At 45.1% G+C, this 13,093-nt stretch carries 9 protein-coding genes; 5 read left to right on the top strand and 4 right to left on the bottom strand.

Translation table 11 applies throughout. The features are described from left to right. The first annotated feature begins 91 nt into the window (after positions 1–91). The 5 genes from cmoA to AB0763_RS05885 all read left to right on the top strand — a co-directional run bounded on the left by cmoA (position 92) and on the right by AB0763_RS05885 (position 5,222). Positions 92–820, top strand: coding sequence for a carboxy-S-adenosyl-L-methionine synthase CmoA (gene cmoA, locus AB0763_RS05905; RefSeq protein ID WP_306101661.1), 729 nt, complete (start codon positions 92–94; stop codon positions 818–820). Between the two features lie 32 nt (positions 821–852). Continuing rightward, positions 853–1,827 (top strand): tRNA 5-methoxyuridine(34)/uridine 5-oxyacetic acid(34) synthase CmoB, encoded by a 975-nt coding sequence (gene cmoB, locus AB0763_RS05900; RefSeq protein ID WP_306101662.1) that lies wholly within the window; start codon positions 853–855, stop codon positions 1,825–1,827. 128 nt (positions 1,828–1,955) lie between these two features. Then, positions 1,956–2,732 carry an ATP-dependent zinc protease gene (locus AB0763_RS05895; protein ID WP_306101663.1) on the top strand — a complete coding sequence of 259 codons (777 nt, stop codon included), beginning with the start codon at positions 1,956–1,958 and terminating at the stop codon, positions 2,730–2,732. An 8-nt stretch (positions 2,733–2,740) separates the two neighbouring features. Then, a complete protein-coding gene (locus AB0763_RS05890; protein WP_306101664.1) occupies positions 2,741–4,249 on the top strand; it encodes an inactive transglutaminase family protein in 1,509 nt (502 codons plus the stop codon). A 1-nt stretch (position 4,250) separates the two neighbouring features. Beyond that, on the top strand, positions 4,251–5,222 hold the full coding sequence (locus AB0763_RS05885; RefSeq protein ID WP_306101665.1) for an alpha-L-glutamate ligase-like protein: 972 nt from the start codon (positions 4,251–4,253) through the stop codon (positions 5,220–5,222). 471 nt (positions 5,223–5,693) lie between these two features. Here the strand turns inward: AB0763_RS05885 and mukB are convergent, their stop codons facing one another. The 4 genes from mukB to cmoM are packed head-to-tail and all read right to left on the bottom strand — an operon-like array spanning position 5,694 to position 12,988. Further along, positions 5,694–10,160: a chromosome partition protein MukB gene (mukB, locus tag AB0763_RS05880; protein ID WP_306101666.1), complete on the bottom strand. Its 4,467-nt coding sequence runs from the start codon at positions 10,158–10,160 to the stop codon at positions 5,694–5,696. After that, entirely contained in the window at positions 10,157–10,876 is a 720-nt protein-coding gene (gene mukE, locus AB0763_RS05875) for a chromosome partition protein MukE (protein WP_306101667.1), read from the bottom strand. Before mukE ends, mukB begins: the two co-directional genes overlap by 4 nt. Then, positions 10,857–12,194, bottom strand: coding sequence for a chromosome partition protein MukF (mukF, locus tag AB0763_RS05870; RefSeq protein ID WP_306101668.1), 1,338 nt, complete (start codon positions 12,192–12,194; stop codon positions 10,857–10,859). The genes mukE and mukF overlap by 20 nt, the downstream gene beginning before the upstream one ends. Before the next feature lie 2 nt (positions 12,195–12,196). After that, entirely contained in the window at positions 12,197–12,988 is a 792-nt protein-coding gene (gene cmoM, locus AB0763_RS05865) for a tRNA uridine 5-oxyacetic acid(34) methyltransferase CmoM (protein ID WP_306101669.1), read from the bottom strand. Positions 12,989–13,093 lie beyond the last annotated feature (105 nt).

Genomic DNA, 13,093 nt, shown 5'->3' with positions numbered 1-13,093 from the left:
GCCACTAACGCTTCGCAGGTGACATTTGTTTCATTTTTGCATAAACTACGCGCCCTATTTCTTGGCGGTTTTGGTTTGCAAGGCAAATATCATGAGCAATAAAGACACTATTTTTTCCACTCCAATCGAGAAAATCGGCGATTTTAGTTTTGATCAAAAAGTGGCCGAAGTCTTTCCAGATATGATCCAGCGTTCGGTCCCTGGCTATAGCAATATCATCTCGGCGATTGGAATGATGTCGGAGCGCTTTGCCAAACCCGACACCCATATTTACGACCTTGGCTGCTCATTAGGCGCGGCCACCCTTTCAATTCGACGCCACCTCCAAGTCGCGGGTTGTCGGATTATCGCCGTTGACAACTCCAAAGCCATGGTCGAAAAATGCCAATTACACCTCAACGCCTATCGCTCAGAGACGCCAGTAGAGGTCATCGAAGCGGATATTCGCGATATCGACATTAGTAATGCGTCTATCGTGGTGCTTAATTTTACTCTGCAATTTTTGTCGCCCGACGATCGTCATGCGCTCTTGGCAAAAATTTATCGCGGTTTATTACCGGGCGGTGTGTTGATCCTATCGGAGAAATTTATTTTTGAGGATGACAAAGCCCACGAGTTACTTATAGATCTTCACCACGATTTTAAACGTGCCAACGGTTACAGCGAACTTGAAATAAGCCAAAAGCGCAGTGCCATTGAAAACGTGATGCGTCCAGACAGTATTGCCACCCACCAGCAACGGTTTGCCGATATTGGCTTTGCCCACAGTGAGGTCTGGTTCCAGTGTTTTAACTTTGGCTCAATGTTTGCCATTAAATAATTTTTGCCCATTTATCTACAGAGCGTTTTATCATGTTTGATTTTGCCGATATTTACCAATTAATAGCCAAAGAGCCACGTTTACAAGCTTGGCTGAATGTCTTGCCACAACAATTAACCGATTGGCAAAATAGTGAACACGGTGACTTTCCTCGTTGGTTAAGAGCATTAAAAAAAATTCCAAGTGATCGCCCTGATCACATTGAGTTACAGTCTCAAGTTCGAGTGGAAAATACCGAGCCATTATTACCGGGTGAGCAAAAGAAATTAGAAAACTTATTAAAAACCTTCCACCCTTGGCGCAAAGGACCATACTCACTGCACGGACTAAACATCGACACAGAATGGCGCAGTGATTGGAAATGGGATCGGGTGTTACCGCATATTTCTCCGTTAAAAAACCGTACCGTGCTCGATGTCGGTTGTGGCAATGGTTACCATATGTGGCGCATGTTGGGTGAACAAGCTCGCTTGTGTATTGGTATTGATCCCTCTCACTTATTTCTCATCCAATTTGAAGCGATCAGAAAATTGCTCGGTGGTGATCAGCGCGCACATTTATTGCCCCTTGGTATTGAGCAACTGCCAAAACTTGAAGCGTTTGATACCGTCTTTAGTATGGGGGTTCTGTATCACCGTCGTTCGCCACTTGATCACTTAATGCAATTAAAAGATCAATTGGTGGTAGGAGGTGAGTTAGTACTAGAAACCCTCGTTGTTGAAGGCGATGAAAATACCGTTCTCGTTCCACAATCTCGCTATGCACAAATGCGCAATGTCTATTTTTTCCCCTCGGCTAAAGCACTCAAGGTTTGGTTAGAGTTATGCGGCTTTATCAATGTGCGCATCGTCGATGAAAATATCACGTCGACCGATGAGCAACGTACTACCCAATGGATGACGCACAATTCACTGCCCGATTATTTAGACCCTAATGATCCAACTAAAACCATTGAAGGCTATCCTGCCCCGCGGCGCGCAGTATTAATTGCTAACAAATCCAATTAATATTTTACGTTGTTTTAACGACTTCCATTGATAACCTCCTTATGATGCTGATTCGGGGCTTTATTTACCCCGAATTAGTCGCTACACTTTCATCAATAAGAAATAAAAGCATAATCATAAGGTTAGCAATGATTAAACAACTGGCACCTCTCACTTTAATTTCGCTCCTTTCCGGGTGCACGCTTATCAACGGCGATCGCTATCATCAAGAGACCTTGTCTGCCATCGGTCAACTCCAAGCATCGACTGAAAAAACGAATAACCAAGTCAATAACTTACAATTACAACTGAGTAATCAATCTGATTACATCGACAGTCTTGAATCAGAAGTTATTTCATTGCGCGACCAAGTCAATGCTGTTCAAGACACCATGAAACAGCAACACAAACAGCGTCAACAAGTAAAAACCACCTCCGCTGCAGCGCCGGCAGTTCAAGCCATTCCTCAACAGCCTCGCCAAGAATTGGTCTTAGGCTCAGTTGAAAGTGTTTATGTTGATGCCTTAAAACAACACTTCGACGCGCGCGTCGACACCGGCGCCGCGACGTCTTCGCTCAATGCGGTCAACATTGAAGAGTTTGAGCGCAATGGCAAAGAATGGGTCAAGTTTCAACTGCAAAAAACCGACAATAGCGAAGCGACTGAGCCTGCTATTGAAGTCCCTGTTTTGCGATACGTAAAAATCCGTCAAGCAACGACTGAAGAACCGGTCAGACGTGCCGTGGTTCAATTGTGGGTAAAAGTGGGGAAAATTCATGAAAAAGCCCAATTTACTCTCGCCGACCGCTCTCAAATGACACATCCTGTATTATTAGGCCGTGCCTTTATTCGCGATATTGCGTTAGTCGATGTCAGTAAACAATACGTACAAACTGCAAAGCCTGAACCCAACTCTAACAACTAAGGATTCCGATGACTTCTCGTATCCCTTTTTATTTTAGTATTGTCTTACTCATTGTAGCCGGCCTCGCTTTGAGCTGGTTCCGTCACGATACTTATGGCGTACCTTGGATACCAGGTGAAACAAAACAAACCTGGGATATCGAGGCGCAAATACAATTTAATGCCAATGGCAAAGAAGTAAAAGCGTCATTAGCAGCACCGATGACGCAATCGGGTTATACCTTGATCAATGAATCCTCTTCTTCACCTGGTTACGGCGTGTCTTATGTCAACACCGATTCAGGGCGCCGAGCAGAATGGTCTATTCGCCAAGCGCAAGGGCCACAAACCATTTATTACAAAACACAGTTTTTGGTCGACCCACAAGCTAAGGTCACGCAACCTGCGCCAAGTGGTGATATCGAAAAGCCGACATTATCAAGTCCAGAACAATCTGCGGCTATTGCCCTGATTGATCAAGCGACCTCGCGTTCGTCAGACAATACCACATTCACTCGTGAGCTTATCAAGCAGCTCAACGACGAAGACAGCCAAAATGCAGCGCTGATTCTCAACTCGATGGAACCTGTGGAAGCTCTTCACAACCTCTTATCGACCGCCAACTTATACAGTAAATTAGTTGGGGTAATTGAGCTTGAAGACGGTCGACGTCGCCAAGAAATTCAACCTATGGTACAAGTTTGGGATGGCAAAGCATGGAAATTGTTCTCGATGACATCAGAGCAACAATACAATCAAGAGACCCCTTTGCTGATCTGGGATGCTTCAAATGTTTCCCTGCTTGATTTAGTCGGCGGTAAAAATAGCCAAGTCCACTTCTCAATGATTTCTCAACAAATCTCCCCATCACAAGCCACCCAAAACAAAGTGGATGCCGATGGTTTGATCAATTTCTCAATCCACAGTTTGCCACTAGAAGAGCAAGCGATGTTTAAGACCATTATGCTGATCCCAATTGGTGCGTTAATCGTTGTGTTCTTACGAGTACTGATCGGTTTAAAAACCTCCGGTACTTTTATGCCCGTTCTGATCGCGGTCGCTTTTGTGCAAACTCAGTTGTTAACCGGTATTGTCGGGTTCTTGTTGATTGTTGGCACGGGTTTAATCATCCGCAGTTATCTGTCCAAACTCAACTTATTGTTGGTGGCGAGGATAACAGCGGTGATCATTACGGTTATTTTAATTATTTCACTATTTACCGTTGTGGCCTTTAAGATTGGTTTAACTCAAGGTCTCACGATAACGTTCTTCCCAATGATCATTCTGTCTTGGACGATTGAACGCATGTCTATTTTATGGGAAGAAGAAGGGGCTAAACAAGTTCTGATCCAAGGCGGCGGATCTTTGTTTACCTCGATACTGGTGTATCTAGGTATGACCAACCCGTACATTCAGCACCTAACCTTTAACTTTATTGGCATTCAGTTAATTATCCTTGCAACCATTTTACTGCTTGGTACTTACACTGGCTATCGATTGAGTGAATTGCGCCGTTTTAAACCACTCGCGGAGGATTAATATGTTATCGCAATTTACTTCGCCGTTTAAACTCAGTCGCAAAGGTATTATGGGTATGAACCAGCGTAACCACAGTTACATTGGCCGCTATAACGATCGCTCAAAATACCCACTGGTCGATGATAAATTGAAAACCAAAATTATTGCAGAACGGGCTGGTTGTACCGTTCCTGCCTTGATTGGTGTCATCAAAAACCAAGCCGATGTCAAACACATTCACCAGATGGTGAAAGGTTGGCCTGGTTTTGTCATAAAACCCGCTCAAGGCAGTGGTGGTAAAGGTATCTTGGTTGTTACCTCGCACAAAGACGGTGTTTACACCAAACCCTCTGGCAGTGAAATTGGCAAAGAAGACGTTGAACGCCATATTAGTAATGCCTTAGCCGGTTTATTTTCACTCGGCGGTAAAAACGATGTTGCCGTGGTTGAAAACCTCATCCAGTTTGATGATTGTTTTGATGGCTTTAGCTATGAAGGTGTACCAGATATTCGTATTATCGTCTTTAAGGGCTACCCTGTCATGGCCATGATGCGCTTATCAACCGCAGCGTCAGATGGCAAGGCAAACTTGCACCAAGGGGCTGTAGGTGTTGGCATTGATATTGCGACGGGAAAAGCGGTGCGCGCGGTACAATTTGATCGCCCAGTCACTGAGCACCCAGATACGGGTAAGGCGCTTCGCAGCTTGCAAGTACCTCATTGGAACAAATTATTAACACTGGCCGCCAGTGCTTGGGAAATGACAGGCCTAGGTTATCTCGGTACCGACATGGTTCTGGATAAACAGCACGGTCCCATGTTACTGGAACTCAACGCCAGGCCAGGTTTGGCAATTCAAATTGCCAATGGGGCCGGGTTACTGCCACGCTTGCGCCATATTGAAAACCTCGGTGACAGTTGGCCGCCGCCTAGCCCAGAAAAACGTGTGGCTTACGCCTCTGAGCAATTTGGGGTAAGAGAAACAGAGTTATAACCCTTTATACCAAAAAAGCTGCAGCGCACACTGCAGCTTTATTTTTCTCAACAACAACCAATCATTAACCGTTCAACTTTGCTGTTCTGTTTCCTCTCATGTTTGATCAAAGCGCACAGAAAAGCTTGAGTAAAGCCATTGTTGTCTCCCCTGCATCTTATACCAATCTAACTAAATAGCTGGTCACCCTAGCGGGTTAAAAAACTCGATAACGTCATTAAGAAAATAACGTGTAGAACAACGACTCACTGTCTTGTATTTATGAGCAAATAGGTTGCCTTGTTCTAACACTTGTTTCCTGCCTGTCATTGGTCACCGACTTAATCAGATTACTGTTAGACATTGTCCTATCCTTGATTAGCTTATCAGGCCTACCGCTTGAGCGATGAACAATCTAGTAAGCATGCTATCTGGACATGGATACAAAAACGGCACGAGAAACTCGTGCCGTTTAAATGAATAAACCAATGATTAAGTCAAAGACTCCGCAACATCCTCAACGGCGTTGGATGAAATAATCGGTGGAACAGAGCCAAACCCTCTTAAACCGACAACGTGAACGTGTTCGTGATCTTTAAAGACTTTGCGCACCAGTTTGTACGTTGTGCCTTTTTCTGGGCTGATGTTCTCTGGCGCGGCAATCAATAGTTGCATATCCAATCGATCACAAAGTTCAAACAAGGTCGAAATGGATTTTGCATCCAGACGCGCAGCCTCATCGAGGAACAACAATCGACACGGCAAAATATCTTTACTGCGCAACCGTCGTGATTCTTCTTCCCAGCTTTGCACGACCATCAATAAGATAGACTGGCCGGTACCAATCGCTTCACCGGTAGACAAAGCACCTGATTCAGCCTGTAACCAACCATCAGTCCCACGATTGACCTCAACACTGAGCTCTAAGTAATTTCGATAGTCAAGCAGTTCTTCACCGAGTACTTGTGGAGAGCGCTGTCCCATATCAATATGTGGGTTCACGCGTTGGAATAATTTCGCCATCGCTTCGGAAAACGTATAACGAGACGACTCAAACAAGTCCTTGTGCTGACTTGAAGGTTGAGCCAGTCCATTGAGTAATCCCTGGTGACTCTCACGAATAGCCACATTAAGACGTACCCCTTTTACTTGACCAAAGCTGATGTTCGACAAACCTTGGTTGAGCATACGGATGCGATTTTCCTCTCGTTGAATCGTTTTGCGAATGATCTTAGCAACCGATTCAGAGCTGATGGCTAAACGCTGCTCTCGCGAGGTCAACTCTTCCGTTAAGCGCGCTAACTCAATTTCCATCTCTTCTATCGCTTCGACAGGGTCATCGGTGCGAATAATATCTTGACGAATACGCTCGCGTAGATGCTGATACACCGCAATGTAGAACAATACTTTACGCTCCGGATGCGCATTGTCTTCTGACAAGCGCAGTGAGTCGCGCAACGTTTCGTTATCAGCGACCGCTAAACGCAATGCCCCGAGTGATTTATCCGACAATGAGCGAAGCTCTGCCGACGACAAATAGGCATACTCACGTTTGTGTAACCGTCGCTCAACATCGTGTTGACGAGCCAGCCTCATGACTGAGCACCACCCCGCTTTGGCCGCCACGACAAATTGACGTAACTCCCGATACTCTTTTTGACGCTTCTTAAGCTGTTTACTCAAGCTGGTCATTTCAAGCTCAGTGGCCGTAATTGTACGCTCATACTCACTCTTATTCGCTCGAGCTTGTACCACTCTTTGTCCAAGCTCATCACGGCGAGTTTGCGCACGCTCAAGTGCTTCATGATCGGCGGTAACACCAAACTCTTTTAGCTCTTGAGTAAATTCACTCAAGGTTTCTTTTTTCGCTTGGTGAGAACTTTTCAACGACGCCAATACTTGTTGATACTGGTTGTATTGACCCTGTTCCACTTTAAGCGCGTCACGGCTTTTCAGTCTTGTTTGCTCAGCTTCTGCAAGTTTTTTCTTTAACGATTCACTCAGCTCACTGCTTTGCTCTAGCATGTCGGAGGAATCTTGGTAAGCAAAATGAGAGCGACGTTCGTGAAGATCCGACAAGGCAAACAATTGTGATTTCACTGTTTGTAAATCTTGATCGGCCTCTTGATAAGACGCTTCTAAAGCTTCAAATAACTCTGGGTCATTATCGAGCGCCGAGACGTGCTCTGCCAACTTGTCTAGCGACTGTTGATGCGCTTTAATAAATGCTTTTGCTTCATCGAGATCCGCTAATTGTTGAGCAATGTGTGATTGTCGCTCATCGAGTGTGTCATCCCAAATAACCGCCATCGAGGCGCTCAGTTTATCGAGTAGATTCAAAGCGTGTTTTGCTTTGTCTAAAGCCTTTCGTTCAGCATTAATGGCTTGTTCCAACTGCGCTTTTTGCGACGTAACTTGCTGGCGTTGCTCACGTAATTGAGCCAATTCATCTTCGGGGTTTGGTGTGAATGCCAAGTGTAAAGAAGATGCCACAAACTGACTAAGTGCTTGATAATGTCTATGCTTTTTCTGTGCATCAAAAGCGACTTTCGCATGGCGTTCAACGGTTTGCTCTTTTTCTTCGCGCAACGTCTCTAATCGCTGCTCTCGAGCAGCTCGACCAAACAAGGGTAATTCAGGGAAACGAGAAAAGCGCAGGTGCTGATCATTGACCTGGACACAAACCGCCCCTTCGAGCTCCTCAACGTTAAAGCCACTGTCATCAAAAGCATCGACATCGCCTTCAATGACATAAACGTCTTCTGGGCAATCGTCAAACTCCAGTAAGCGCTCTTTTACACCACTGAGATCAGACACCACAATCGCGTGTCGGGCCGGCCCGTACATAGCACTGAAATAGGGTGCATCTTCAAGTGTGATATCATCGTAGATTTCAGACAACAACACCCCACCTAAACTGTCAGAAAGGGCTTTTAGTCTTGGATCATTGGCACCACCAGGAGACGCTAGGTGCTCGATTTCTTGCTCAAGCGCTGTGCGCTGAATAACCAACGCGTCTTTTTCAGCAGTTAGTTGCTTTTCTTCTTCAAGCACATTTTGCATTTGAGCCACGACATCCGCTTCACTATCGAGTGCTAACCCCGTTTGCTCTCGCAGCGACTGAAGCTGATCATTGGCGGCAAACCACTTTGGCGCTTGCGCTTGGTAACGAGCAATCTCAGAGTCTAGCGTTTGAAGTTGGTGCTGATTGTGCTGACTTTGTTCGCGTAGCAATGCGAGTTCATTTTCACTTTGCTCAATATTGGCTTGCTGCTGGTTGCGCTGCTGCTCAAATACCTCAGGCTGCTCAAGGTCAACGTCGAATGCTTGCTGATATTCTTGCAACGCCTGCTGGGCTTGAGCCTTTTGCTGCTGCTGACGTTCAATCTCACGTGCTTGCGCTCGCCATTGATTTTCATTGCTGACTACATGACGGCTATTTTGCGCTTTATTTAGCACTTCGCGAGCTTTCGGCGCCGCGTCTTGACGATGAACTGGGCCGACAATGTCCGTTAATAGCGACAATGCTTGATCGTATTGATTGGCACTGGCAGCAGACATATCAACCTTGTGTTTAAGCTGTAGTACCCGCTCTGTCAATTGTTGCTGCTCGCCGGTCAATTGCTTGATAACCTCGGTGACCGAATCTTGAGTTAAGCTGGGGTCATCCATCACCCGTCTTGCCTTATCTAGGGCTTGTACTGCTTGTTGATATTGCAAGGCGCGAGTTTGCTGAACGTCCAACGCTTGCTGATAATCGGCAAGCTGTGTTTTCAAACTATCAACTTCTTCTTCGGCTTGCTGTGTTAATGCTTCGCGGTCAAAAAGACGCTCTTGCGCTTCCTCAACCACCATCAATTGCTCTTCTAAGCGCTCATTTAACGCCTCGAGATCGTCTTGATAGCGGTTTATCTTTTCTTGTTGACGCAACGCATTTTGCACCAATAACAAGTGATCTTGAGCACTTTGATGATCCTGCTCTAACCCAGATTCTTGCTCAATCAAAAGCTCAAGCTGCTCTTTTGCATAGCTTAAGCGCTGATTGTGCTCTAATAAGCTGTCTTTAGTCGTATTCAACTCATGTCGCAACGAAAGCGCTTGTTCGAGTTTACCTCGTCGTTCGTTTGCATGGCGCATGTAATCCGCCGCCACATATTGAGTTGACTCCGTGATCAGGTGTTTAAACAAATCACGATCAGCTTGGGTTGTTTTGATCGCTTCAAGGGTTAAGCGGTTTTCACGCAGTGCCGATTCCATGTCTTGGAACGCTTTTTTGACCCCGCCGTTTTGCGGCAACAAATAATCGCGCAATGAACGAGTGATGGCACTGGATATCCCGCCATAAAGTGACGCTTCTATGAGGCGATAGAACTTTGAACGATCACTGCTGTTGCGTAGCTTTTTCGGTAAAACGCCAAATTCAAACATTTGTGAATGGTAATCGACAATCGAGCTAAACGCTTTGTAATGCGCACCTTCGTACTGTGCTACACAGCTTTTTACATCGTTAAACGGGCGTACTTTTGCGTGTTGCGCAGACACGTTTTCGATCAGTATGTCCGTCGGCTTAACGTGGCTTGGTAGGCCTTGGATTAAAAATGGTTTGATGTCGACTTTTTTATCGCGTCCTGCGACCTGCTGTAACTTAACCACAAAAAGGACGCGTTGATGACGAGAGTTCACCACATCAAGGGCGGCATAACAGACACCGGGTTGCAATTTTCCAAACAACCCCTTATCACGGGATGATTGATTACTGCCCGCTTCCGTGGTGTTGCGAAAATGCAAAAGCGTTTGGTCGGGGATCAAACTGGTAATAAACGCCGCCATGGTGGTCGATTTACCCGCACCATTCCCCCCAGATAAAGTGGTCACTAAACCATCGATATCAAAGGTCCGTGCAAAAAAACCATTCCAGTTGATCATCGTCAAGGATTGATATTTACCGCGCTCAATCATAATTCTTCATCCTCTACTTCTTGAGGTAGCTGGTCGTGATTGTCATTATCCAATAGAGAGCCTTGTTTGGGCTCTTGGTGGTGGACGACCGCCTCACCATCGCGGATCAATCTCAATTGTGCTTCTCGCATATCATCGCCAACGCGAACATCGGCTCCAAAACGAAATACTGACTCACTAATGCGAAACTTATTGGTTTCACCCACATTGATCACCATGCCAAGGCGTTTCAACCGTCTCAATGAGGTCAGCACTTTCTCGTACAGTTTTTCTTTGTCGAGATCAGAGCCTGTTGCCCGATGAGTCACTAACTTGATCAGTTTTTGTTCGTCAGTGAGTTGCAGTAATTCTTCGTATAACTCTTGATGCGTGAATATGCCTTCGTGAGCCAAACGTTCCGGGCTTAAAAACAAGAAACACAATACCTTGCCGACCAGCATATCTAACTCGGACAACACGCTGCGTCCAATTAATGCGGTTGAACGCGGTCTTAAATAAAAAAAGCCTTCAGGCGCTTTCACCAATTCGGTATTGTAACGTTGGTAAAACGTCGCTAATTCCAGCTGGTAATCTGACAACAACGCGTGATTATCAAAGTCTTCAGTGCCTATGTGTTTTCCAGCACGAAGCCAAGTATCCAACTGTGGAAATAAAGGATTAGAAATTGCTTTTGCCAGCTTTTCTGACATAAATTCATTAGTATCGGTCAATGACATTCGCTTGTACCTTAGCACCAAATTCGTTAATAACTTGCCAATCGGGTTGAATGGCACGGTAATCTGACTCTGAATAGCCGAGCCTTACCGCTTGATCGACGATGATGCGTGCTAAATCAAAATGATGTGTGGCTGGGTGTTGCGCTAGGTGCTCTTTGAGTACTGAGCCTAGATCAATTGGCACACCCTGAGTCTTATGCAGTTTTAACATGTCGGCAATACGCTCAGACAAACTATTATTGACCGCTTCAAACTCTTCAAACTCAAGGGCAATCGGTACTTGACCGGTCACTTCGTCATCGCGTAATGACAAGGTTTCATCGCGCAAGTCAAACAGTTTGTCAGCATCGGCGTAGGTTAAAAACCATGGCGCATCAAAATAGTCTTGACACGATTGACGCAGTCTAGTGCTGAAAGCACGATTTTTATCCATATCGATAGCGGTTCGAATAAATTTGTGCACGTGGCGGTCGTAACCAATCCACAAATCAATGGATTGCTGTCCCCAACTGACAATTCGATCGAGTTTCATTTGCAGGTTAAACAGCACAGATTCGACAAACTCAAGTTCGGGTTGATGGTAAACTAACTCTTGGATGTCGAGAATCTGAGTTTGTAGATCATCGCCCGCCGTTTGCAGCGTATCTTGTAGCTCTCTAAGCGTATTCGAGGTTTCACCCAATAACTTTTCACATTGAGAGATCGCTTCTTGCCAATCTTGATTGAGCAGATCCGCAACTTGCTGTTTGACGCCTTGCTGTTGCTCGTCCATCACTCGCTGATTTAGGTCGATTTGGTCAAAGATTTCAGCCACTGAGTATTTCAAGACGCCGTAAACCTTGTGCTGCCAAAAATGAACATCACCGCCCTGCCTTGCCAGTTCGACCGCTTTGCTCATTTCATCAGCCACCATCGATAACTGAATTGATAACTTCAATTGTGAGAACTGTTTTTGCCTAACAAAATAATCGGTTAAGCCTATAGCTAAAGGCGTCAAACGGTAAATGCTTGCCCCTTCATTAATTTCACTGGTAAAACGACTGATCAAACGCTGCTTGACCATATCGTTGAGGGCATTATTCGCTTTAAAAGCCGATGGTGTACTGTCGCCGTCGAATAGCTTCACCACAATGTGAAACGCATCGTGTAACTCACCCTCGGTTAACTCTTGGTCAAACCGCTCTTGACTGAGTACTGCCATTGCTAAAAGAAAAGACAGTTTTTCGGTTGTCAATTGCAGCGAAAGTTGATTGTCTTTGACCCAACCGACCAACTCTTCAATCGGTTGGGGTTTGTCATCATGAGTTATTTCACTCATTATCATTCCTGTCTTTGCTTCTTTTGTGCCCACACATGGATGTAACGCCCCATTGATATATAGGGCTCTTGTCGACAAACTTGCCTTTCCATTTCCATTAAATCTTGTGGCGTATAATCGCCCATATTATCCCCTGAGCGAAGGTAATCGCTGAAGCATCGAATGCCACTTTTTCCGACAATAGTTAGACCGGATTGCTCTAGCCAACGATAGACGTCTTCCGGCTTTAATCCCTTCGCAGGTTGTAATTTAAATCGCTTGCGATGTGGCATTCCCTCGAGTACATGAGGAATATTGCCACAAAGTACGTTTTTATACACTAAGCCGTGATGGTTATAAAACATCACAGAGATTATGCCATCATCAGCCAATTGCTCTGTCAATTGTTTTAACACCGCTTCCGGTTTTGCTAACCATTCCATCACGGCATGAAACAAAATTAAGTCCTGCTTTTTATCCAAAAATTCGCTAGCATTTTGTACTGGCTGGTGGATCAAACGATAGTGCTCTAGGAGCCCGTCCTTTTCAATCTCTTGCTGAGCTAGGCTCAACATTTCACGGGAAAGATCACATAAGGTGACTTGATTGCCCAAAGCAGCAAGGCGTCTTGATAGTTGTGCAACCCCCCCACCAGCATCAAAAATAGACAAGGGAAAACCTTTGTCCTTGACAGATTCTATAATTTGTTCAAGATCTTCCCAAACAATAACTTGCCTAATATCGCCTTTGTTAGAGCCATAAATGTTTTTTGCAAATTTGTGGGCAATATCGTCGAAATTACGGTCTTCAATCACGGTGTCATGCAATTTTATAAAAGAATCATGTTACTATTCTGTCACAAGAAAAGTAGGAATAAAGAGCGATTATTTCAATTTTTCATTCAAGTGATGTTTTTTCGG

This window comes from Vibrio sp. HB236076 (assembly GCF_040957575.1).
Lineage (GTDB): Bacteria > Pseudomonadota > Gammaproteobacteria > Enterobacterales > Vibrionaceae > Vibrio.
The sequence above is the reverse complement of the archived record's forward strand: the minus strand, read 5'-3'. Positions and strand labels throughout refer to the sequence as shown.

What these genes read in the sequence shown, in the direction of transcription:
- mukE (WP_306101667.1), bottom strand. Translation starts at nt 10,876, where the DNA reads ATGTCATTGACCGATACTAATGAATTTATGTCAGAAAAGCTGGCAAAA.
- AB0763_RS05895 (WP_306101663.1), top strand. Translation starts at nt 1,956, where the DNA reads ATGATTAAACAACTGGCACCTCTCACTTTAATTTCGCTCCTTTCCGGG.
- cmoB (WP_306101662.1), top strand. Translation starts at nt 853, where the DNA reads ATGTTTGATTTTGCCGATATTTACCAATTAATAGCCAAAGAGCCACGT.
- mukB (WP_306101666.1), bottom strand. Translation starts at nt 10,160, where the DNA reads ATGATTGAGCGCGGTAAATATCAATCCTTGACGATGATCAACTGGAAT.
- AB0763_RS05890 (WP_306101664.1), top strand. Translation starts at nt 2,741, where the DNA reads ATGACTTCTCGTATCCCTTTTTATTTTAGTATTGTCTTACTCATTGTA.
- mukF (WP_306101668.1), bottom strand. Translation starts at nt 12,194, where the DNA reads ATGAGTGAAATAACTCATGATGACAAACCCCAACCGATTGAAGAGTTG.
- AB0763_RS05885 (WP_306101665.1), top strand. Translation starts at nt 4,251, where the DNA reads ATGTTATCGCAATTTACTTCGCCGTTTAAACTCAGTCGCAAAGGTATT.
- cmoA (WP_306101661.1), top strand. Translation starts at nt 92, where the DNA reads ATGAGCAATAAAGACACTATTTTTTCCACTCCAATCGAGAAAATCGGC.